Below are 24,385 nucleotides of genomic sequence, written 5' to 3'. Positions count from 1 at the left end.
ATAAAATCATCCTTAAAAAATATATTTATTTAAAATATCTAAAAAAATATCTAAAACTTTATTAGGAGTGTATTTACTTAAATCAAAACAAGTATTACTATTGAGATTTTGTATTATTAATTTACAACACATATCTAAATTTCTAGGAGTGTATAAATATTTACTTTTTACATCTTTACCAAATAGTTCAGGAATAGCACCTAAATTGGGGACAATAGTTGGTAATCCAATTGACATAGACTCTAATATAGTCATACCAAAAGATTCATTTTTGGTAGTGGATACATAGACTCCACCGCTTGATCTAACCATAGAATATATTTTATACATATCACTATAATTAATGGATGGGTACCATGTAGTTTTTTCTAGCAAATTATACTGTATTAAATTTTTTACAAATGTATTAGTAACAGAATTATTAGCAGTTATACCACCAACTATTATATAATTAAATTTATAATCTTTGTAATTTGATTCAAGCCTTCTACATACTTCAATAAAATCATTCCATCGTTTATGATTATCTAGTTTGCCAACCCAAAGAACAGAATTCTCTTTTGAATTTTTTTGACACTTATCATAATTAAATTTACTAAAGTCTAAACAGTTGGGTAAGACTTCTACAGGAAAAATATTTTTAAATTCATAACTATTTTCTATTAAGTTTCTCATGTAATAAGATGGTGTTAGAATTAAATTTATAAACTTATTGTTTTTTAATTCATTTATTTTATTTAAGTTAATTGTTGTTGTGTGAATTTCATTTATAATAAAACCATTAAAATCCACAGTATCAATCCAATCATAAATTTCATTTGTATCTATTATAGATAATATATCGTATTTATTACTTATAATTAAATCATTAAATTCATATTGATTTTTAACTATATATACGTTTGGATAATCATTAAAAGCAGAAGTTCCTCCATAATCATTTAAGAAAGCAAAATGACACTCAAAATATTTGTTGAAAGTAGACAACCTATTTACTAATTGTGTTGTCACGCCACCTAATATGGCGTACTTATAAATAAATAATATTTTCATTAAATCACCATACTTTATTTAGTTTATTTTTTAGCTAACAATTCAAAAATGGTATCTACTCTATTGGACCATAAATTATTAGATAGGAATTCTTTTACATCACTAAAATTAAATTTTTCATTCATAGATATATTAATTAGATTTACAAATTCGTCAAAAGAATTAGCACATTTTACTTCAGGATAATTTCTTATTTGAGGCATATCGAATGAAACAACTTTTAAATCTAGGGCAAGATATTCATAAACTTTAATAGGGTCTACAGCCTTAGTAAGTTTATTAATTTTAAATGGTATTATTCCAATTTTCCAATCCATCGAAATAGATTTTATTTCATCAGGGGTTTTAGGCCCTATATAACTTATATTGCTAGGTAGCTTATCAATCTCTGTAGGCATGCTATGACCTATTATTTCAAAATTGTAATTAGGTAATTTAGTTGCAACATAAATTAGTGCATCCCAATCAAACCAAGATGAAGTTAAGTGACCAAAATATCCTATCTTTTTTCTTCTATTAATATTTCTATCGATTATAAAATTTAATCTACTTTTATTAATTATAAACTTAGAATCAAGAGCATTTGTAACTAGATGAATTTCTTTATTTATTTTTGAACTAAACTTATTAATTAAAGGTTGAGATGTAGCTATTACTAAGTTGCTTTTTAATATAGAATAGTATTCATATGATTCATTATACCATTTTGCCTGATTAACAAGGTGAAACTCTTCCCAATCATCTCTTATATCATAGATTACAGACCAGCCATAAAATTTAAAAATTTCTATATATTTACTTGCCTCTGGATATGGAAAGCTTAATACAAATATTTTATTTTTACATTTAAGTTTGTATGTTATTATATCCATCATAGATTGTAAAGCTTTATCTACTGGAATTTGAAATAAGTTAGTTTTATCCCAAAGGTCCATAAATTGAGTAGTAGAATTTTTATATCTCCAAAAGGAATATAATACAGGAACATTTCTAGATATTAATTCTAAAGTTAATTTTACAGGTCTATTGCCACTTAAAGGAGTTATCTTTCCAACACCAGAGAACATAAAAACAAATGTATCTGAGCTATCGTTTACAAAATCTAAATAATCATATAAATATGTTTTATAATTATCTTCTAATTTTTCTATTCGTAATTTAAGAGCTTCATTTTTTTTCTTATCAAGTAGACTATACATTTTTTGTAAAAAGACTTTAAATCTACAATATACTTCATCGCTATAACCTAAACTATATCTATCTAAATTTTTATATGAATTCAAATTAGATTCAAGTTCTGTTAAATACTCAAAATCACAAGGGTTAGTACTTGATAGTAAATCAAAGTCATTTAATAGTTTATTGGTATCTATCAAATTGAATCACCTACCATAATTTTATATAAACACAATATAGTATATGAATATTTTAATGAAAAGTTCATTTGCTATTTATAAAATAAAAGAGATATACTTTATAATATTATTAAAAGATAAATATAAAAATTAAGGCTATAAAAATTTCAATACTAAAATTTTTATAGCCTTAATTAAAAAACTAATTTATTATCCAACTATAGAAAGCTCTTTAACATGTTTATTTAAAACTTCATGTCCATCCTTAGTTACTAAAACTAAATCTTCTATTCTAACTCCAAATTCACCTGGTAGGTATATACCTGGCTCAACAGAGAATATCATACCTTCTTCAACACAGTCAGTATTTACAGAAGAAACATCTCCCATATCATGACATTCAAGACCTATAGAATGACCAGTTCTATGAGTAAAGTATTTGCCATAACCTTTTTCAGTTATATAGTCTCTTGCAGCTGCATCTATATCGCAAAATCTTACGCCTGGTTTAACTAATGCTATAGCTCTTTTATTAGCTTCAAGAACTATTTCAAATATTTCCTTAGCTTTTTCTGGAGCCTCTTTGTAAAATACTGTTCTAGTCATATCAGAACAATAATTATCTTTAACGCATCCTATATCAAGAATTATAGAATCTCCAACTTTAACTTTTCTATCTCCTGGAGTTCCGTGAGGGTCTGCTCCATTAGGACCAAAACCTATTATAGGAGAAAATGAAAATCCATCTGCACCTAAATCTTCGTATATACCAGCTAATTTATTAGCAAGTTGTTTTTCAGTTAAATCATCAGATATTATAGATTTTAATATTTTCATGGCCTCATCATTTAAAGCAGAAGCTTTTCTCATTAAATCTTTTTCTTCTTCGTCTTTAGAAGATCTTAAAGTATCAACTATATAAGAAGAGTTAACAAACTTACAGTTTTTACATAAATCCATTAGTGCTAATAAGAATTTTGCTGGCCAGTTTTTATCAACTCCGATAGTACCTGTTTTATTTATATTATTGGCAACGATTTCTACAGCGTTTTGAGTATCGTTAAACCAAACCATTTCAAGCCCTAAATCCTCATTTACAGGGAATAGTTCATTTATAAACATTTTATGGTTTCCATTAACATTTAAATATAATGCTAATAATCTCTCTCCCGGATGTATCATTTTACCTGTTAAATAAAATATTGCATATGAATCACTAACTAACATTTGATCTATTCCATCTTTTCTCATTTGATCAAGAACAGCGTTTAATCTTTGCGTTTTCATATATCCATCTCCCTCTTAAATTATAAAAATGTATTACAATTAAATTTTAACATAAATTAACATAAAATGTAATAGATTTTGGCAACCTATATGTATAAGTGACAAGCTATAAAATTAAACTTATAATTTTATTGAAAATTATTATCAATCGTGTTATGATAATGGTAATTAAATGAAAATTATTATCAAGTATGGAGGGTATTATGCAAAGAAAATGTAATTATTCATGTAGAAATAAATTAAATTCATCATATATAAAATGGCTTTTAGAGATTTTAGGTCCAGTAATTTTAGGATCTAAGCCATGTGAAATTTTAAATATATCATCTAAGGATGAAAATAAAGAAAGTAAAATAATTGAAATTCAAAGTTTTTTTGACAATTGCTCAAGAATTACATATGAAATTATATCTATGGACGATGGATCATTAAGACTATTATTTTTAAATGAAAAAGCATTAAATGAAGTATTAAATAATAAAAAATGCTTAAACTTTTTAAAGTATCTAGGATATCCTGAAAAATTTAGTGTAAAATCTTATAAAAATGTATTAATTGATAAGTTAAAAACAAAAGATTTTCCACATGAAATAGGGATTTTCTTAGGATATCCACTAAAAGATGTTGTAGGATTTATGGGCTACGGAAATTATAAATTAAGTAAAATAAAGTATTGGAAGGTTTATGGAGACCCAGAGATATCTGATAATATATATAATAAATTTTTATATCATAGAGAAAAAATGAGAAAAATATTAGAATTAAACACATTAGATTCATTGAAGTTTGTAGTTTAATAAAAATACTATTAATTTATGTTACAAATATAAATAAAAAGGATATTATAAAAAAATATAGAATATAAAAATATATTAAATTTTATCTTCAAGGAGGAATTATGTCATATAAATTAATAGTAACTGATATGGATGGAACATTATTAAATGATGTTCATGAGATAAGTGATGAAAATAAAAAAGCTTTAAAATTGGTAGCTAAAAAAGGTGTAAAAGTAGCTATAGCTACTGGAAGGATTTATGAATCAACTATAAAATATGCTAAAGAACTAGAAATTAATACTCCTATAATTTGTTGCAATGGAGCATTAATTAAAGAGGATAATGGGAAAATAATATATGAAAATAAAATTGAGCAGGATATATGTAATAAAATTATAGATGTATTAGATAGAAATAATATATATTATCAATGCTTCACAGATGATACTATATTTACATCTTATATTAATGAATGGTTAAGAAAATACCAAATGCAAGAAGATTTAAATATAAAAATAATAGAGAGTAGTAATATAAAGGAAGATATTAAAAATAGTGATATATTAAAATTTTTAATAATAGAAAGTGATATTAATAAGCTTTTAAAAGTTGAAGAGCAACTAAGACTCATTGATGAAATTGAATTAACTAAATCTTTTTTTGACAATATAGAGGTAATGAAAAAAGGTGTTAATAAGGGAAGTGCTATTGAAGATTTAACAAAGTATTTTGGAATAGATAAAAGTGAAGTTATAGCTTTTGGAGACAACCACAATGATTTGTCTATGATAACATATGCTGGAATTGGAGTTGCAATGGGCAATGCAGAAGATGTAGTAAAAGAAAATGCAAACTTTATAACATGTAAAAATACAGAAGATGGAGTGGCTAAAGCAATATATGAACTATTTAATATAAAATAAAAAACAACTGATATCAGTTGTTTTTTTATTTATTTAATACTAAGCGAGAATCAGTATTTAATAGAATTAAATTTAAAAAATTAAGCATAATAAAAGGGAAGATGAACTAGAAAGGAAGATTATATATGACTAATAAGAAAAAGCAAAATTTAAAAAGAGTTGAAATTTATAATCAAAATAAAGAAGAAATAGCAAGTGAATTAGGCATAAATGGAAGTGAAAATACTGAAGTAAATGTAAAAATGGCATCTGAAGGAGAAGCTAAATATAGTAAGAAGACTATGAATAGAAAAAACCATATAAAAAATGGAAGTGGAAATTACAAAGGTAAAATGGATTTATAAATGTAAAAAAGTATATTTAATTTATATATAAATTAAATATACTTTTTTTATGAAGTTTATAAATTGGCATAAATTACATAAAGATGATATAATAATTTTAATATATAAAAAATTAAAATTATTATAAAAATAAGGGGGATTATTTTTATGGATAAGTTTACCTTTAAGGGTGAAGAAAATTTAGATATACATGTTTATAAATATAAGCCTCGTGAAAATGAAGCAATAAAAGGAGTAGTACAAATTTCTCATGGAATGTCAGAAGAGGCTAGTAGATATGAAAATTTTGCTAGAGCTTTAAATAATAATGGATATATTGTATATATAAATGATCATAGAGGTCATGGTAAAAGTATAATGAACAAAGATGATATTGGAAAACTAGCAAAAAAAGATGGGATAGATTGTATTGTAAAAGATTTACGAAAACTAAATAAGATAATAAAAAATGAAAATGAAAATTTACCTATATTTTTATTCAGTCATAGTATGGGATCTTTTGCCTCTCAAAAATATATAATGGAATTTGGAGATACAATTGAGGGCGTTATACTTTCAGGAACAAATGGAATACATGGATTAGAAGTAGATTTTGGTTTTATAGTTGCTAAACTTATGTGTAAAATTAAAGGAAGAGATGAAAGAGCTTATTTAATAGATAAGTTAGCATTTGGAGGGTTTAATAAAAAATTTAACCCAAATAGAACTGATTTTGATTGGTTAAGCAGAGATACTATTGAGGTTGATAAGTATATACAAAATGAAAGCTGTGGAGTAGTATTTACAAATGGATATTTCTATGACCTATTTAGCTTATTTAAGGAGATTAGAAAGTTAGACAATATAAATAAAGTAAACAAAAACTTGCCTATATATATTTTTGCAGGTGATAAGGATCCGGTAGGTAAGTTTGGAAAAGGAATAATAAGATTATATGAAAACTATAAATCAGTAGGTATAAAAGATTGTACATATAAGCTATATAAAGATGGTAGACATGAAATGTTAAATGAATTAAATAGAGATGATGTTATACTAGATACTATAAAATGGATTGATAAAAGAGTAGATAATATAAATCAAGAAGCTCTATATAAAAGTTAAAGATTGCAAAAATGCAATCTTTTTTTATTAAAAAATACAAAAATGATAAACAAAATTACTTCTTTTTGCATATACATATAGGAAGGGTTTTAAACCCTTATTAAAAAGTATATAGGAGGAAGGATATATATGGCCTTAACATGTAATAAATCTACAGAATTAGACTTCTCTGCTACATTTAATGTACCAAAGGAGTTTCAATATTTAGATGGAGATAATTTTTCAATAGCAATTTCTACTGAAAATTTAACAGCTTATAAAAATATTATAGAAGAAACAATACCAAGTGCAAAAGTAATTTGTGATAAAACTGTAGAAAATTTAAAGGTTAAAGTTGCTCAAGTAAATGTATCTGGATATATCTATTTTAGAGTAGCTGTGGATGGAATACAATCAGATGAATTAATAATTGACCCTAGTATACCTAACGTAACAATAGATCCAGCATGGTCTAGTACAGACGGAATCGTAGCAGTAGAAGATCAAAATGGAAATAAGTTTATGACAATTGCATATATACCTGTAGATCAAGAATTACCTACAACTCCATTTAAAGTTTATTTAGAAAATATAGAATTAGGAAATGTTAATAGAGATCCTCAGTCAGATAATATTACTGTGAGAGTTGATGGCAAATTTAAAATAGTTTATATGCCACAATAGGTCAGGGGCGATTAAGTAATGGAAGAAAAAATAGGTTTAATAAATTTTATTAAAAAATTCATTAAAAAAGAAATAAAAAATAATAATACCGGCATTAAAGATGAAGTTTTTGATGAAACTCATAATTTAAATGATAATATAGAAATCCAAAGTGTAGATATATTTGACATAAAAGAAACTATACAAGAAGAAATAATGCAGCCTGAAGAACCTATTAATGAAAAAATTAGAGTAGAAGATAGTGAAAGCAACGATAACTTATATATTGAGAGGGTGGCTGATAATATGTTTGATATAAAAAGAGATATTGTATCTCCATGTGAAATAACTAATAATCTAAAGCAAGCTGTATTAAAAATCCAAAAAAATTTAATAACAGAAGAACAATTAGCAAACTTAGGAGTATCTATAAACTTAGGTCATATAGATGAGTATCAAGTATTAGATGTGGCTTTTAAATATACTTATGAAATTGATAATCCATGTGGAGGAAAAATTCCAGCAGAAGCATTGCTAAAAGCTGTAGTTTTAGTAGGATCTGTACATTATTCTTGGCTTTTATATGATAAGACTACTGAAAAAGTTGTCTATGATGGAGCAGCAGATAGTGTGACTGCATACTCTATATATGATATAGTTCAGTTTGATGATCAAGATGTAAGACCTACTAATGTTACAGCAAAATTTACTCCTGGGCCATTGACTAAATTAGATGTAGTAAACGACCCAGATTTAGATTTCTATTTATTTACAGTAAACGGAACAGTTGATATAGTAGCAATATAGACTTTAGGTAGCCAAATTGGCTACCTTTTATTAACTGAAAAACTTATTTAAATTAAATGTTAACTAGTTTAAATAAGTTTTTTGAGGTTGAGAAATTAAATTCATCATCTGAATAAATTTTAAAGTTATTAGTTTTATTTGATATAATTATACTTTTAAGAAAATCTATTTTATAAATTATTTCTAGTAAAGTTTTTCTTTCAATAAATGATGTAAACAAAAAAATAGATGAAGTATAAGAGTCAATAAATGCATCACATTTTAAATAAAAAGGTTTATTTTTTTTATTAAATCCTATTAAAATTTTATTTTTACCTAAAACTTTAGCGTTTACAAAAGATAGTGTATTTATATAATCTCGTATATAGTTTTTGCCGTAATTGTAGTTGGAGTAAAAAAATGAAAAATAATCTATCTCATTATTTTCTAAAAGTAGATTATTTATTTTTACGTTTATTTCATTATTATTATCAAAATCACAATAACAAATATTTAGTTTAGAAATATCGATATTGTTTAGATATTTTGAAATTTTTTTAGAAACTAAAATTATATAATTAACATACCTATAGAATTGATTGTTAATATTTTCGTAAAGATTAAAAAACGAGTCATAAGTTTTACAAATACCTATAATAAATACTTTGAAAATTTTTTCTTTAGTATAATTAACTTTAAGTGTATTAAATATATGTTCTAATCTATTTTTATAAGTATGATTTTCTAATATAAATCTCTGATTTTTTTTAGAAAGTTTTTTTATTTCAAATTGATTGTTGAGTATATAATTTATACTGTGTATAGTTTTTTCACTAGAGTTAGAAATAAAGATCTTATCATAAAAATTATCTTGTAGGCATTTACAATTAGAAGAAAGAACTGGAGTTTTAGAACAAAGTATTTCATAAACTCGCCTTGAGGCCATATGTTTACTATTAACTATTGAATTTACATTTAAAAATAAACTATAATTTTTATAAGCATGTATTAAAAAATTATAATTAAGAGATCCAACTATATTATCTATATACTCATCTGGCCAATAAAGATTTAAATAGGTTAATTTATTTTTATTTTTAAAATTTCTATCAAATATATCTAAATCAAATTGTAAACTAGGTTTTAATATGTACTTCATTTCTAAAAGCCTATCTTGATGTTTATTTCCATACCATGATCCAGCAAAAGCGATATCTCCAAGTTTATATTTATTTTTATTAATAGAATTATGAAGTTTAGGTTGGGCAGCAAACTCAAGAATTTGTATATCTTCATAATTGTATTCTGATATATACTCTTTAATAATATTTTCATCTGTAACGAATATATAATCAAATAATAAACTTACAAGTTTGAAAAATTTTAAATTTATTAAACCTTCCTTATTCCAAAATACAGTAGGAATATTTTTATTTTTACAATAATTAATTAATTCAAGTAGTTTTGAATCTACAAAAGCATTTGTACTTGCAATTTTATTTTCCCATGAATTATTTTTTCCTTTCCAGGCCGATTCTACAAATAGAAAATCAGGATTAAAATGTTTGATTTCATCTAAACAACTTTTATAATTTAAATTTATTAAATTAACATCAGGATTAAAACATTCGTATGAAAATTCATCTAATATAGATGCTATATTAATACCAGAAAAAGTTTTAGGTGAATCTATAGGAACTTGTTTTTCAATTATATTTATAAATTCATCAATTTTTTTAGAGTTTTCAGGTGTTTCTAAATTGAAATTTTTTTGTATCTCTATTATTTCAACTTTAAAATCTTTACATTCTTTAAAAGATTCTACATTTAAAAATTCAAATGAAAGTTTTGTTAAGTAGTAGTTTGATAAAGTAATAGAATTGTTACAAGCTAGAAAACTTTCTTTTATAGTATTATCTAAATAAAAATGTTTGATTTTTAAATTTAAGGGATAATTCAAGTTAGAAGTAAAGTTTATTTTATACTCTTTAAACTTTTTTATTTTTTTAAATTCAAAATTTTTAATTTCATTTGATATGCTAAATACTATATTATCAGGAATAAAAAAATTCATAAGGCACCTCTATATTATAATTAAAACTTTTTATAAAATATATGACATATATATTAAATTATGTGTCAAAAAATTCAACTGAGAATAATATAATGTAGTGATAGGCATTAAAAATTTATAAAATTAGGAAGGCGATTAAAGTGATTAAAAAAATTTGCGTTATAGGAATTGGGTATATAGGTCTTCCAACAGCTGCAATGTTTGCTAAATATGGACATGACGTAGTTGGAGTAGATATAAATGAAAATATAGTAAATCAATTAAATCAAGGAAATATTGTTATAGATGAACCATATTTAAATGAATTAGTAAAAGACTTGGTAGAAAGAGGAAGTTTAAAAGCAAGTAAAACCCCATGTATTTCAGATGCTTTTATAATATCTGTTCCAACACCTATAAATAATGAAAAAAAATCAGATATGAAATATGTTAAATATGCTTGTGAGTCAATTTTACCATATATAAAAAAAGGTGATATTGTTATACTAGAGTCTACGTCACCAATAGGTACTATAGAAGACTTAGTAAAACCTATTTTAGAGACTAGTAAATTAAAAATAGGTGAGGATATTTTTTTAGGTTACTGTCCAGAAAGAGTTATACCGGGAAATATTTTAAAAGAGTTAAAAGAAAACGATAGATTAATTGGTGCAATTAACCAAATTAGTGGAGAGAAAATCAAAAACTTATATTCTTCTTTTGTTGAAGGAAATATATATTTAATGGATACTAAAACGGCAGAAATTTGCAAATTAATGGAGAATACGTATAGAGATGTAAATATTGCATTAGCAAATGAATTAGCTATTATTTGTGATGATTTAAATATAAATGTCTGGGAAGTTATAAATTTTTGTAATAAACATCCAAGAGTGAATATTCATAATCCGGGTCCGGGGGTAGGAGGACATTGTTTAGCTGTTGATCCATGGTTTATAGTTGAAAAATCTCCTCAAAAATCAAATTTAATAAAGCTATCTAGAGAAATAAATGACTACATGCCACTATATTTATTTAAGAAGATAGAACAAATTTTAGCTAATATAAAACAAAATAAAATAGTAACTATTTTAGGAATGACATATAAGGCTGACATTGACGATATTAGAGAGAGCCCTATAATTACCCTTATAGATATATTAGCTAAAAATGGTTATGAAGTAAGAGTATGTGATCCTAAAGTAGATATATATGAAAATTTATATGAAGATCTAATAAAAGCATGTGAAAACAGTGAGTTAGTTTTATTAGCTGTAAATCATAAAGAGTTTAAAAACATAGATTTTGACAAAATTAAGTCTGTCATGAAAATTCCTATTATTTTAGATAGTAGAAACTTTTTTAATGAAAATGAAATAAGTCAAAAAGGGTTTAAATACTATTCCATATAAAAAATTAGTTTTGTATAATATTTAATTTACTAGAGTCATATATAATAATTAATAGAATAAATAACTTAATTAAATTAATAAAATTTAATCTGGAAAAATTTAAATATATTTTAATGTTTTTATGTGCATAAATAAAATAAAATGTTAAAAATTATGATAATATATAAATATAGGGAACTTAAGAAAATCTTTTACTGGGGGGAAGAATATGGGCAGATTTAAGAAAAGAAAATGCCATAAGTGTAAGTATACTTTAAGAAGTAAAAACTTTGTTCAACTTAAAAATGGGAAACCTGTATGTGATATATATAAAACAGGCATACCGGATGAAATATTCTTCAATGGGAAATACTGTAGTAAATTTGAGTTAGCACATAAATATAATATAGTAGAGATGATAGATAATTTAATAAAAAAAATAAAGAACATAAATAAAGAGGAAAATAAAAAAGATGAAAAGCATCAAAAAAGTAGAGTAATATCTATAAAAAAAGATGTAGCCGACAAATAATTCAATCTATATAAAAACTTTTACAATAAACTTATTGTAGAAGTTTTTTTATTTTGATTGCTAATGTAAAATGACGGTTTAATTAATATGAGTAAACATTATGATAATTTATACAGAAAAATGTCTAAACTATAGTTATTTCAATGGATTTATTGCCCAGGTAATTATCTTTCCTTATATTTAAAAGGTAGCATATAAGAAAAGTAAACATATAATGTAATATATTTTGTTTTAGGGGGGGATACTATGAAGATTAGGCTAAATGAGGAATCATCATATATCAGATTTTTAAATGCTACACCAAATAGTAATCAGATAGAAATTTATATGAATGATAACATGGTTTTTAAAGATGTAGACTATAAAGAATTTACATCTTATATACCAACTATACCTGGAAATTATATTGTGAGAGTATATGAGTCTGAGAATAAAGAAGATATATTACTAGAGCAAGATATAACTATTGCAAAAGGAAATATAGCTACACTAGTTTTATCTGGAATGACTCCAAAATTAATAATGTTTGCAGTATTTGAAGATCCAAATGAATTAGTAGGAGAAGGCAACTCAAAGTTTAGGATAGCAAATTTATCACCTACAAGTTTACCTGTAGATTTAATTGTCAATAATGTCAAAATGATAGATGAAATACCGTTTGGTAAAAGAACTAATTATGCAGAAGTTCCAAGTGGACTATATGATTTTGTTGTAAAAGAAAGTGAAATAGATATGGATTTAAATGAAACAAAAACACAAATTAGCAATAAAGTAGAAATAAAGAATGGAAAAATTTATACAATATATGTAGTTGGAGATTCTCCAAGTTTAGAGATGGTTCAATCTTTAGATGTAACTACTTTTATTTAATTAAATAATAAATGTCTCTAAAGAGACATTTATTATTATTTATATTAGGAGAAAAATATGAATAAATATAGAATAAAAGAAACGATGCTTAAAATTCCATTAGCTTATAACATTATAAAGGCAAATTTGAGTAATAGAGAAATTAAAAGTATAGATCAAAATTATGGTAGCGATAAGAGACAATATTATAGAATTTTTAACTGTAGAAAAGAAAGCCCTATAATATTTTTTGTTCATGGTGGAAGTTGGTGGCATGGTAGTCCTAAAAGATATTCTTATATTGGAAAGTTTTTTAATAGTAGAGGATATACAGTAATTCTTACATCGTATAGATTAGTACCTAAATTTACTTACCCAACTCAAATAAACGATATTTTTGATGGATTTAAACATTTCCTAAGAAATGAATCTATAAATGGAGATAAAAATAGAATATATGTAGTTGGGTTTTCAGCAGGAGGCGAATTAGCAGCAAATCTTGTTTTTAATAAGAAGTTTCATAATAAATATAATATTAATAGCATCATATTTAAAAAATTTGTCTCTATATCCGGCGTATTAGACTTTGAAAAATGCAATAGAAGCTATGCAAAAATGATAATAAAAAATTATTTAAACAAAAATAGTTTAAGGGAATGTAATCCTATAAATTTGATTGAAGGAAATGAAAAAATACCTGTATTGTGTATACATGGAAAAGAGGATTCTTTAATTAACTCTGAATGTTCTATCAGTTTTATAAGTAAGATTAATAATACAAAAATAGCAAAATTAATTCTTCTAAATAATACATATCATAGTAATATACTTAACTTATTAAGAAAAGATGGAACTAAAGAATCAAAGCTTATCTTAGAATTTTTAAAATGAAGAAAAGAGGATATATGTTGAAAGGTTACACTTATGGATACAAAAGAAATTACTTAATTGATAATTTAAAAGTAATATTAATATTTTTAGTTGTTCTTGGTCATACGATAGAGCATTATATAAATCAAAATTATATATTAAGAGGTATTTATGTATATATTTATATATTTCATATGCCTTTATTTATATATATATCTGGATATCTATCTAAAAAAAATTTAAAGTCTGTAAATGGAATAATCAAAAAATTGATTCTTCCGTATTTATTTTTTAATACTATGTGGTATCTTTGTGTATATTTAGTTACAGGGGAAAATATGTTTTCTATATTTTATCCTGGATGGACATTATGGTATTTAATAAGTCTATTTTTTTGGAGAATGTCAGTTATGTATATTACTAAAATTAAGTTTATAATTCCTATTAGCTTTATTGTAGGATTATTAATTGGATTAGATAAAACTGGTGAAAATTTTTTGTCTTTATCTAGAACTATAGTATTTTTACCGTTTTTTCTAATGGGATATTATACAAAAGAAAATTTTTTAAATAATATATCTAGTATAAAGAAAAGTATTGGAATAATTATAATGGGTGTAGTTTTACTAATAAGTATGTATATTGCAAAAGAACAAATTGTAAATTATAAATTTTTATATAATTCACATGGTTATAGTAGTAATAATTTATCTATTTACAATGGTATTTTATTTAGATTTATATTGTATATACTTTCAAAAATTTTAAGTATAGGAGTAATAATCTTAACTCCATCTAGAAAAGTTTTTTATAGTAAGTTTGGCAAAAACACAATGAATGTATATCTTTTTCATATATACTTAGTTGCTATTGTTTTGGGCATAGTACCTAAGTGGAATATTAGTTTTTTACATAATCTAATAGTTATTACAAGTCCTTTTTTTATAATGATTTTATTATCTCAAAATTTTATGAAGGTTGTGTACAAATATATATTTATACCTATAAATTATATATTTGATGTTATCTTAAGAATTATAAAAAATATTTACTTTAAAATAATAAAAATCTAAGATTATGGATAAGTAACAATAAAAATGTTATAATATTCTAAAAATATTAACTTTAGAATAAAGGGGATAGGAAATGGGAAAAGTTTTAAAAAATTTAATATTGATAATAATGGTATCGTCTTCTATATTAATAATAGATGGGTGTTCAAAAAAAATAGAAATAACAAATAAACCACTAAACCCGCCAAAAGAATTGCCTATAGCAACAATAAATATTAAAGATTATGGAACTATAAAAGCTGAATTATATCCACATTTAGCTCCAAATACAGTAAATAATTTTATAGAATTAGCTAATAATGAATTTTATAATGGATTAATAATACATAGAGTTGTAAAAGATTTTGTTATTCAAGGTGGGGACCCTGAAGGATCAGGTATTGGTGGACCTGGATACTCTATAAAAGGTGAATTTGAAGAAAATGGATTTAGAAATGATTTAAAACATGAAAAAGGAGTATTATCTATGGCTAGAAGTCAACAACCTGATTCTGCCGGAAGTCAGTTCTTTATAGTGACTAAAGACTCTCCTAATTTGGATAAAAAGTATGCTGCATTTGGAAAAGTTATAAGTGGTATTGAGATTGTGGATGATATAAATAGTGTAGAAGTAGATAAAAAAGATAAACCTAAAGAAAAAATAGAAATAGAAAGTATAAGTGTAGATACTAGAGGTATAGAATATAATAAATCTGAAAAAACAAAATAAGGGCTTTTAAGGCCCTTATTTTGTTTTAAATCATGTTAAGTTAAAAACTATTGAAATAAACCCTAAAAAGAGTATACTTATATAATAGTAATACAACTGATTAGGAGACAATGTATGAATATATTAACTAAAAAGCAAAGGGATATATTACAATATACCTTTTTACTATTTTTAATAATACTAACTGCATATATAGTTATTAGCACGCTGGATATAAAAATACTACCAGAACTTATCAAAATAATAAATTATAAATATATAATATTAGGATTTATATTAATATTAATGTACATAATATTAGAAGGATATATTATAAAGATAATTATAGATTCGATACAAAAGACAAAGATAAAGTATTTGGGTATGAAGCTTGCTACTATGGGTTTATATTATAACTTAGTAACTCCCCTTGCATCTGGAAGTCAGCCTATACAGATTTATGCGCTGACAAAATATAAAATTCCTATGAGTAAAGCAATAGCTATTATAGTAAATAAGACCGTAATATTTCAAAGTGTAGTTACTATTTACTGTAGTATGCTTCTTATAGGAAACTATGAATATTTAAGTGGAGAAATGCACTCTGTAATTATATTAGTAGCTACAGGTGTTACTGTAAATATCGTTTCGTTAGGATTTGGATTTTTTATAATATATAGTCCGACTAAGACAAAAGCTATGATAAATATGATTTTAAACTTTTTAAAAAGGTTTAAAGTTTTTAGGAATCTAGAAAATAAAAGAGACAATATAAATAAGTTTATAGATGAATACTATGAATCTGTTATGTTTTTTATGAAAGATAAAAAATCATTGATAAAATCTTTAATTTTTACAGTTATTCAATTAACTTTATATTTTAGTATAGCTTATTGTATTTATAGAGCTTTAAGTTTAAATAAAGAATCCTATGAACCTTTACTTTCTTTACAGGCCTTTTTATATATGGCAGTTTCTCCAGTGCCAACACCGGGCAATGTTGGAGCAAATGAAATTGTATTTTTTAATATATTTAAAAATATATTTCCAAAAGAATTAATAGGATATGGTGTATTTTTATATGGAATATTTATATACTACTTTATATTGATATTTTGTGGAATATGTACAATTATATCTCATTATAGATTAAAAAAATGTAAAATAAAAGGAACTATTAATGCAAAATCATAATAATATATATAAATACTAAAAACCTAAACAATTAGAGGTGAAATATATGTTTATATCAGTTATATTGTGGGGAATAGTATTTATAATAACTGTTTTAGGAATTTATGTTTTATATAACGATAGAAAAAATGAAAAAGAGAATAAGGATGATATATATTAATTTATAAAAAAGAAAAGTATTCAAATATACTTTTCTTTTTCTTTTTATAGAAAAAATTATAAGTTTAAAATAAATCTCATATGGACATTCTAGTATTAAATAATATAAAAGGAAGGTAAACTATATGAGTGAGAGAAATATAAAAAAAGAAGAATTAGATAATAATGTAGAAGTAAAGAAGTTATTAAAACAAAATAATAATAAGGAAGAAATCGCAAATGAAATCTCACAAAATAAAAAAATAGCAGATATATTAGGTAATAGGTTATCAAATAAAAACTATTTTCCTCCATGCTAAAATAAATTTAAGGAGTGAAGCATATGACAAATGAAAAATTAAAAAAAGGACAATATGATAATGCTTTACAATACACTAAATATATTTTAAGTAGTAGTTCATCTATAGATGAATTAATAAATAAAAATAATATGCAATTTAAATACTGTGAAGAATTAAAGAATGAATTTAAAGAGAAAAAATAAGTTTTATATTAAAACCTCAAATATTTGAGGTTTTTTTATTTCGTATATTTTTATTGAAAAGTAATTTAAAATTCGTATTTTATATTGAAAAAAATAAATAAACTGCTATAATTAATATATAAATACGAATATTAAAATATAAAAATGAAAAAACATTCGAAAAGGGGAAGTAAAAATCTATGAAAAATTCAGTTATCTACCAACTAGATGGTAAGCCGAGGTTAAAAGAAGCTATACCTTTAGGACTTCAACATGTTCTAGCTATGTTTGTAGGGAATGTAACTCCACTTATAATAATATCTGGGGCATTAGGACTTAGTTTAGAAGATAAAACTATGCTAGTTCAATGTGCTATGTTAGTTTCGGGATTAGTAACATTAGTTCAATGTTATAGAATAGGACCATTTGGAGCAAAGCTTCCAATTGTAATGGGAACTAGTTTTGGTTTTGTGTCGGTGGCTATATCAGTGGGAAGTAAATATGGATATGAAGGAATATTAGGGGCTTGTTTAGTTGGAAGTATTATAGAAATTTTATTTGGTACATATGTAAAAAAAATAAGAAGATTTTTTCCTCCAGTTGTAACTGGAACAGTTGTTTTAGCAATAGGTATATCTTTGTTACCAACAGGAATTAATTATTTTGCAGGTGGAGTTGGAGCTAGTGATTTTGGCTCTATGTCTAATTTATTATTAGGAAGTATAGTTTTAATAACGGTATTATTTTTTAAGCAATATACAAAAGGAATAACAAGTATTGCTTCGATATTAATAGGTCTTATAGTAGGATACATAGTTGCCATACCAATGGGTAAAATAGACTTTTCTCAACTTTCACAAATGTCATTAGTTTCTGTTCCTATGCCACTTCAGTTTGGATTTAAATTCCATATAGATGCAATTTTTGCGTTTGTATGTATGTTTATAGTATCTGGAGTTGAAACAGTTGGAGATATAACTGCTATTGCACATTCTGGAATAGGTAGAGATGCTAAGGATGAAGAAATATCAGGGGGAGTTATGGCAGATGGTTTAGGAAGTATGATTGCATCAGTCTTTAACTCAATGCCTACTACGTCTTTTGGTCAAAATGTAGGTCTTATAGCAATGACTAAAGTTATAAATAGAAATGTAGTAGCTATAGGTGCTGGCTTTTTAATACTAGCAGCAATTTTCCCTAAATTTGGGGCATTAATATCACTAATGCCATCAAGTGTATTAGGTGGAGCTAGTGTTATGATGTTTGCTATGATAGCTGTAAGTGGAATAAAACTTATAACATCAGAACCTCTAAACAATAGAAATAGCACAATAGTTGCAGTAGCCTTAGGTTTAGGCGTTGGACTATCTTTAGTACCAGGAGTTTTATCTCAGATGCCAGAATCTATACAACTTATATTTGGAGATTCAGGATTAATAGTTGTTGCAATTGTAGCTATTGTATTAAATATAATATTGCCTAAAGAAACAAATGAATTAAAAAATAAGGTAGAAATTATAAATAGCAACACATAAGCTTCTTAAATTTAAAAATCACCTCTAAAATTTAAATTCATATAATTTATTAAATTTAAATTTTAGGGGTTTTTTTTATGGAGACATCTATTCACGCAATAGCTAGCAATAATTTATTAGTTATATTTGCAATAGTTGCTATGACAGGAATAGTATGCAGTAAGATCAGTGAAAAAATAAATATACCAGATGTAGTTTTATTCCTTATAGCAGGAATATTTATAGGACCATCTGTTTTTAAATTTATTGATATAAGTTCTTATCAAATAGAAAACCAACTTATATTAACTTTTGGATCTGCTTTTATACTTTACCTAGGTGGAAAAGAAATAAGTCTTAAGGTACTAAAAAATGTAAAACTTACAGTTCTTTTTTTATCAACTTTAGGGGTTTTAATTTCTGCCGTAATAATGAAAGAAATTATAGGATTTACGTTTGAAATTAATGCAATAACTGCTTTATTAGCTGGATCTATAATAGCATCGACTGATCCAGCTACACTAGTGCCTATCTTTAATAGTATAAATATAAAAAATAAAGTAAAACAAACTGTAATAAGTGAATCTGCATTTAATGATGCAACAGGAGCTATACTGACATCAGCAGTTCTTGCTATAATTCTTTCTGGAAAATTTTCTATAAAAGAACATATATATGATTTAGGAATTATGGTTTTTGTTGGAGTTATTGTTGGAATTCTAACAGGAATTATTTTATTAAAATTAATAAATGACAAACCTTATGGAATATTTAAAGATTTTGCACCTATAATATCCATAATATCTGTAATAATAGCTTATGAACTAGCTACTAAATTAGGTGGAAGTGGGTATATGGCTTGCTTTATAGTTGGAATAATTAATGGTAATAAAAAGAATTTTAGAATATGGTTAACTCAAAAATCATATGATGCAGATGTAAATGTTGTTGAAACTCTAGGAACTATTTGCAGAATGATGATTTTTATTATATTAGGAAGTCAAGTTGACCTATATGTTTTATCAAAGTATTTTGTTCCAGCTACAATTGTAGTTATAGGCCTAATGTTTATTGCAAGACCTATAAGTGTAATAGTTTGTTGTATTTTTGATAAAAGAGCTAAATGGGATAAAAAAGAAATCTTATTTATGATGTGGGTAAGAGAAACAGGAGTTATACCTGCTGCACTTTGTGGGATAATTGGAGCTATGAAAATTCCTGGGTATGAAGTTATATCTTCTATTGTGTTTATGACAATTTTAGTGACACTTATAATACAAGGAAGTACTACAAAATACCTTGCAAGTAAATTAGAACTATTAGAAAAAGAATAACATAAACTTATATGATTTTGATGCAAAATAAGGCATCCTAATTTTAGGATGCTTTATTTTGAAATATATATAATGATATAAGTTATTATTAAATAGTTTTTTCAATATTAAAAAGGCATATTTAATATTGTTTATTATGGTATAATTTATGATGAATTGTGTATTAAATGAAAAAAATTTGTAATATAAAAAAGGGAGGAAAAGTATGTTTACGCTTACTGACATAGTACAACCAACTACATTAGAAGAAGCATACTCTATATTAGTTAAAAGAAAGAACAATCAAATTCTTGGAGGGACAGCTTTTTTAAGAATGGGAAAAAAAAGAATTGGAACAGGAATTGAACTTTCAAACTTGGGATTAGATTATATAAAAGAAGATGATGAGTCTATAGAAATTGGAGCTATGACTACACTTAGAAGTTTAGAGATTAGTCCAATTATAAATAAATATTTTAATGGAATAATTAAAAACGCAGTTAGAGATATAATAGGAGTTCAATTTAGAAATGTTGTAACAGTAGGTGCAAGTGTATTTTCAAAATATGGATTCTCAGATGTTATTGTAGCATTGCTTAGTTTAGATACATACGTTGAGTTATATAATGGAGGAAGAATACCTTTAGATGAGTTTTTAAATAAGAAAATTGAAAGAGATATACTAACAAAAATTTATATAAAAAAGAATGAAAAATGTGCAGTATACAAATCGATGAGAAATGCTAAAAGTGATTATCCTATATTAAATGTATCTGTATCAAAACTAGATAGTCAGTTTAAAATTTGTATAGGTGCCAGACCTCAAAGAGCAACAGTAGCAATAGAAGCTAGTAATTTTTTATCTAATAATGATATAAATGAAAAAAATATTGAAATGGCTTTAGATATGATAATAAATGACGTTAGTTTTGGGGCTAATATGAGAGCATCAAAAGATTATAGAATTCAAATAAGTAAGATATTAGTAAAAAGGGCTTTAATGGAGGTTGAGACATGTTAGTTGAACTTAAGGTAAATGGGAAAAATAGAAAAATAGATATAGAACCAGAGGAATACTTAGTAGACTCTTTGAGAAAGTTAGGAAATTTAAGTGTAAAAAGAGGGTGTGATACTGGTTGTTGTGGACTTTGTACTGTATGGATTGAAAAGAAACCAACCTTATCATGTGCTACTTTAACAGTTAGAGCAGTTAATAAAGAAATTACGACTATAGAAGGGTTAGAAAAAGAAGCTAGTGAATTTGCACAAATATTAGTCAGCGAAGGTGCAGAACAGTGTGGATTTTGTTCACCTGGATTTATACTAACAGTTATAGCTATGAAAAATGAACTTATAAACCCAACAGAGGACGATATAAAACATTACCTAACTGGAAATCTTTGTAGATGTACAGGATATATGGGACAATTAAGAGCTATAAAAACGTATCTGGGGGTAAAGTAAATGAAGATAATAGGTAAAGGAATACAAAAAATTGATGGAATGGCTATAGCTACAGGAAAACCAGTATATACAGATGATTTAGCTTCAAAAGAAGCATTAGTAGTTAAAATATTAAGAAGCCCACATGCTTATGCAAAAATAAAAAACATAGATACTTCAAGAGCTGAAAAAGTTGATGGAGTTGAATGTATAATAACATATAAAGATGTTCCAAATACAAGATTTACACTAGCTGGACAATCTTATCCAGAGCCATCTCCTTATGATAGATTAATACTTGAAGATACTGTTAGATATGTAGGTGATGAAGTTGCAATAATTGCAGCAGTAGATGAAAAAACTGCAGTTAAAGCAATGAGAATGATTAAGGTTGAATATGAAGTGTTAAAGCCTGTAATAAATATGGAAGATGCTATAGATAATGAGATAGTAGTACATAATCAAGACCTACACTGTAATTTTGATATAGGTATGGAAAGAGAAAGAAATATTGTATCTAAACATTTTTATGAAAAAGGAAATGTAGAAGAAGAACTATCAAAGTGTGATTTTGTAGTAGAAGAAACTTATTATACTCAGGCTCAAGCCCATGCTATGATGGAAACCTATAGAGCATATAACTACTTAGACCATAATGGAAGATTGGTAGTTGTTAGTTCTACCCAAATACCATTTCATGTAAGAAGACATTTATCTAGAGCTTTAAATATACCATCAAGTAAAATTAGAGTTGTTAAACCTAGAATAGGTGGGGGCTTTGGAGGTAAGCAAACTGCATGTGTAGAAATTTTCTCAGCTATAGTTACTTTAAAAACTGGAAAGCCTGCAAAAATAATTTATGATAGAAAAGAAACATTTAACTGTTCTACAAGTAGACATGCAATGAGATTAAATGTAAAAATTGGAGCTACGAAAGATGGAGTAATAAAAGTTATAGATATAGATGCTCTATCAGATACTGGAGCTTACGGAGAACATGCATCAACAACATTTGGTTTGGTTGGAGAAAAAACTATGCCTATGTACAATAAGCTAAAAGCATCTAGATTTAAGGGAAATGTAGTTTATACTAATAAGATGCCAGCAGGAGCACTTAGAGGATATGGAGCAACTCAAGGCTGTTTTGCAGTAGAATCAACTATAAACATACTTGCTCATAAATTAAATATGGATCCTACTGAAATAAGACTTAAGAATATAGTAAAAGAAGGGGAAACAAGCTTTGCATATAATAAGACTTTAAACAGTGTAGATTTGGCTAAATGTATAGATAAAGGAAAAAAACTTATAAACTGGAATGAGAAATATCCATGTAAGAAATTAGAAAATGGGAAAGTTAGAAGTGTAGGTATGGCACTTACTATGCAAGGATCTGGAATAGCTGGAATAGATACAGCAAGTGCAGAAATAAGATTAAATGATGATGGGAATTATACATTATTAATAGGGTCAACAGATATGGGAACTGGAAGTGATACAATTTTATCTCAAATGGCATGTGAAATACTTGAAACTAATATAAATAAAATTAATGTAATATCAGCAGATACAGATGTAGTTCCATATGATCCAGGATCTTATGCATCATCTACTACATATGTAACAGGTATGGCAGTAGTTAAAGCTTGTAATATACTTCGTGATAAAATTATAGAAGTTGGAGCAAGAAAACTTGATGTAGATAAAGAGTATGTAGATTTTGATGGAGAATATGTTTATTGTGAATGTAGTAAAATATCATTATTTGATATTGCAATAGATTTTACCGTAGGACCGGAAAAAGAACAATTAGTAGGTTATGCATCTCATGGTAGTGATGTTTCACCTCCACCTTTTATAGCTGGATTTGTTGAAATTGAAATGGATATAGAGACTGGTAAATATGAAGTTTTAGATTATGTTGCAGTTGTAGACTGTGGTACGGTTATAAATAAAAACTTAGCTAGAATTCAAGTTGAAGGTGGAATTGTCCAAGGAATAGGTATGGCCATGTTTGAAGAAGTAAGATATACAGATGATGGGCATATGGATACTAATACCTTTATGCAATATAAAATTCCAGCAAGATGTGATGTTGGTAATGTAGTTGTAGATTTTGTTGAAACTCATGAACCAACAGGTCCATTTGGAGCCAAATCAGTTGGAGAGGTAGTTATAAATACACCTCTACCTGCAATACAAGAAGCTGTATATAATGCATCTGGAGTTAGAGTAAACAATCTTCCTATTACTCCAGAGAAAGTTTTTATGAAAATGAACAAATAAAAAGGTTAGGATATTTTATCCTAGCCTTTTTATTTTATAAATCAATCAAATTAATTTTCTAAGCATATACAAACTCTGAATATTACACTCAGGGTATACATAAATCTTAAACATTAAATAATCTTAAACATTGAATAGGGGTTTTAATAATTCCATATTATTATCTTGAGTATCAAATCCATAATCTTTTAGAAATTTAAGTTTATTATCATATTTTTTACAATAATATTGGTGTCAAAAAATTTACACATATTTATATTAGAATGATTTATATATAAAGTAAT

At 25.5% G+C, this 24,385-nt stretch carries 24 protein-coding genes; 20 read left to right on the top strand and 4 right to left on the bottom strand.

The window, feature by feature from the left end; genetic code table 11:
* Nucleotides 1-12: 12 nt before the first annotated feature.
* From ATCC9714_RS09570 to ATCC9714_RS09560, 3 genes are all read right to left on the bottom strand, one after another.
* Complete coding sequence (locus ATCC9714_RS09570; protein WP_057545125.1) at nucleotides 13-1,053, bottom strand: glycosyltransferase family 4 protein; 1,041 nt, start codon at nucleotides 1,051-1,053, stop codon at nucleotides 13-15.
* 23 nt (nucleotides 1,054-1,076) lie between these two features.
* On the bottom strand, nucleotides 1,077-2,429 hold the full coding sequence (locus tag ATCC9714_RS09565; protein ID WP_057545124.1) for a glycosyltransferase family protein: 1,353 nt from the start codon (nucleotides 2,427-2,429) through the stop codon (nucleotides 1,077-1,079).
* A gap of 189 nt (nucleotides 2,430-2,618) precedes the next feature.
* Entirely contained in the window at nucleotides 2,619-3,695 is a 1,077-nt protein-coding gene (locus tag ATCC9714_RS09560; protein WP_054630408.1) for a M24 family metallopeptidase, read from the bottom strand.
* A 203-nt stretch (nucleotides 3,696-3,898) separates the two neighbouring features.
* On the opposite strand from ATCC9714_RS09560, the gene ATCC9714_RS09555 reads away from it, so the two are divergent.
* The 6 genes from ATCC9714_RS09555 (at nucleotide 3,899) to ATCC9714_RS09530 (ending at nucleotide 8,294) form a co-directional block, all read left to right on the top strand.
* Nucleotides 3,899-4,492, top strand: a complete 594-nt coding sequence (locus ATCC9714_RS09555; RefSeq protein WP_077065683.1) for a DUF3793 family protein — start codon at nucleotides 3,899-3,901, stop codon at nucleotides 4,490-4,492.
* Nucleotides 4,493-4,593: 101 nt separating this feature from the next.
* Complete coding sequence (locus ATCC9714_RS09550; protein ID WP_021121598.1) at nucleotides 4,594-5,397, top strand: Cof-type HAD-IIB family hydrolase; 804 nt, start codon at nucleotides 4,594-4,596, stop codon at nucleotides 5,395-5,397.
* A gap of 125 nt (nucleotides 5,398-5,522) precedes the next feature.
* Entirely contained in the window at nucleotides 5,523-5,741 is a 219-nt protein-coding gene (locus tag ATCC9714_RS09545) for a hypothetical protein (protein ID WP_021121559.1), read from the top strand.
* 147 nt (nucleotides 5,742-5,888) lie between these two features.
* Nucleotides 5,889-6,845 (top strand): alpha/beta hydrolase, encoded by a 957-nt coding sequence (locus ATCC9714_RS09540; RefSeq protein ID WP_057545122.1) that lies wholly within the window; start codon nucleotides 5,889-5,891, stop codon nucleotides 6,843-6,845.
* 129 nt (nucleotides 6,846-6,974) lie between these two features.
* On the top strand, nucleotides 6,975-7,508 hold the full coding sequence (locus ATCC9714_RS09535) for a hypothetical protein (protein ID WP_021121422.1): 534 nt from the start codon (nucleotides 6,975-6,977) through the stop codon (nucleotides 7,506-7,508).
* An 18-nt stretch (nucleotides 7,509-7,526) separates the two neighbouring features.
* Nucleotides 7,527-8,294 (top strand): hypothetical protein, encoded by a 768-nt coding sequence (locus ATCC9714_RS09530; protein WP_054630411.1) that lies wholly within the window; start codon nucleotides 7,527-7,529, stop codon nucleotides 8,292-8,294.
* 52 nt (nucleotides 8,295-8,346) lie between these two features.
* On the opposite strand, the gene ATCC9714_RS09525 is transcribed toward ATCC9714_RS09530, so the two are convergent.
* Nucleotides 8,347-10,347 carry a CgeB family protein gene (locus tag ATCC9714_RS09525; protein WP_057545121.1) on the bottom strand — a complete coding sequence of 667 codons (2,001 nt, stop codon included), beginning with the start codon at nucleotides 10,345-10,347 and terminating at the stop codon, nucleotides 8,347-8,349.
* Between the two features lie 140 nt (nucleotides 10,348-10,487).
* On the opposite strand from ATCC9714_RS09525, the gene ATCC9714_RS09520 reads away from it, so the two are divergent.
* The 14 genes from ATCC9714_RS09520 to ATCC9714_RS09455 all read left to right on the top strand — a co-directional run bounded on the left by ATCC9714_RS09520 (nucleotide 10,488) and on the right by ATCC9714_RS09455 (nucleotide 24,101).
* On the top strand, nucleotides 10,488-11,738 hold the full coding sequence (locus tag ATCC9714_RS09520) for a nucleotide sugar dehydrogenase (protein WP_057545120.1): 1,251 nt from the start codon (nucleotides 10,488-10,490) through the stop codon (nucleotides 11,736-11,738).
* Nucleotides 11,739-11,946: 208 nt separating this feature from the next.
* Entirely contained in the window at nucleotides 11,947-12,249 is a 303-nt protein-coding gene (locus tag ATCC9714_RS09515) for a hypothetical protein (protein ID WP_054630414.1), read from the top strand.
* A 246-nt stretch (nucleotides 12,250-12,495) separates the two neighbouring features.
* Nucleotides 12,496-13,119: a DUF4397 domain-containing protein gene (locus ATCC9714_RS09510; protein ID WP_054630415.1), complete on the top strand. Its 624-nt coding sequence runs from the start codon at nucleotides 12,496-12,498 to the stop codon at nucleotides 13,117-13,119.
* Nucleotides 13,120-13,176: 57 nt separating this feature from the next.
* The gene (locus tag ATCC9714_RS09505; RefSeq protein WP_057545119.1) at nucleotides 13,177-13,989 is read left to right on the top strand and encodes an alpha/beta hydrolase; all 813 of its coding nucleotides are present in this window, start codon (nucleotides 13,177-13,179) and stop codon (nucleotides 13,987-13,989) included.
* A gap of 17 nt (nucleotides 13,990-14,006) precedes the next feature.
* Complete coding sequence (locus ATCC9714_RS09500) at nucleotides 14,007-15,041, top strand: acyltransferase family protein (RefSeq protein WP_057574256.1); 1,035 nt, start codon at nucleotides 14,007-14,009, stop codon at nucleotides 15,039-15,041.
* A 73-nt stretch (nucleotides 15,042-15,114) separates the two neighbouring features.
* On the top strand, nucleotides 15,115-15,750 hold the full coding sequence (locus ATCC9714_RS09495; protein ID WP_054630418.1) for a peptidylprolyl isomerase: 636 nt from the start codon (nucleotides 15,115-15,117) through the stop codon (nucleotides 15,748-15,750).
* A 114-nt stretch (nucleotides 15,751-15,864) separates the two neighbouring features.
* Nucleotides 15,865-16,923 carry a lysylphosphatidylglycerol synthase transmembrane domain-containing protein gene (locus tag ATCC9714_RS09490; RefSeq protein WP_057545118.1) on the top strand — a complete coding sequence of 353 codons (1,059 nt, stop codon included), beginning with the start codon at nucleotides 15,865-15,867 and terminating at the stop codon, nucleotides 16,921-16,923.
* A gap of 284 nt (nucleotides 16,924-17,207) precedes the next feature.
* Nucleotides 17,208-17,381: a hypothetical protein gene (locus tag ATCC9714_RS09485; RefSeq protein ID WP_021121475.1), complete on the top strand. Its 174-nt coding sequence runs from the start codon at nucleotides 17,208-17,210 to the stop codon at nucleotides 17,379-17,381.
* Between the two features lie 23 nt (nucleotides 17,382-17,404).
* On the top strand, nucleotides 17,405-17,566 hold the full coding sequence (locus ATCC9714_RS09480; protein WP_155485689.1) for a hypothetical protein: 162 nt from the start codon (nucleotides 17,405-17,407) through the stop codon (nucleotides 17,564-17,566).
* A gap of 179 nt (nucleotides 17,567-17,745) precedes the next feature.
* Nucleotides 17,746-19,080, top strand: coding sequence for a uracil-xanthine permease family protein (locus ATCC9714_RS09475; RefSeq protein WP_054630420.1), 1,335 nt, complete (start codon nucleotides 17,746-17,748; stop codon nucleotides 19,078-19,080).
* Nucleotides 19,081-19,157: 77 nt separating this feature from the next.
* The gene (locus tag ATCC9714_RS09470) at nucleotides 19,158-20,393 is read left to right on the top strand and encodes a cation:proton antiporter (RefSeq protein WP_057545117.1); all 1,236 of its coding nucleotides are present in this window, start codon (nucleotides 19,158-19,160) and stop codon (nucleotides 20,391-20,393) included.
* Nucleotides 20,394-20,598: 205 nt separating this feature from the next.
* Nucleotides 20,599-21,393, top strand: a complete 795-nt coding sequence (locus tag ATCC9714_RS09465; protein ID WP_057574257.1) for an FAD binding domain-containing protein — start codon at nucleotides 20,599-20,601, stop codon at nucleotides 21,391-21,393.
* Nucleotides 21,387-21,836, top strand: coding sequence for a (2Fe-2S)-binding protein (locus ATCC9714_RS09460; protein WP_021121359.1), 450 nt, complete (start codon nucleotides 21,387-21,389; stop codon nucleotides 21,834-21,836). The genes ATCC9714_RS09465 and ATCC9714_RS09460 overlap by 7 nt, the downstream gene beginning before the upstream one ends.
* The gene (locus tag ATCC9714_RS09455; protein WP_057545116.1) at nucleotides 21,837-24,101 is read left to right on the top strand and encodes a xanthine dehydrogenase family protein molybdopterin-binding subunit; all 2,265 of its coding nucleotides are present in this window, start codon (nucleotides 21,837-21,839) and stop codon (nucleotides 24,099-24,101) included.
* Nucleotides 24,102-24,385: the final 284 nt, after the last annotated feature.

It is taken from the genome of Paraclostridium sordellii, from assembly GCF_000953675.1.
Classification (GTDB): Bacteria; Bacillota; Clostridia; order Peptostreptococcales; family Peptostreptococcaceae; genus Paraclostridium; species Paraclostridium sordellii.
Note: the sequence above shows the minus strand (reverse complement) of the source record. Positions and strands in the feature narration are given on the sequence as shown.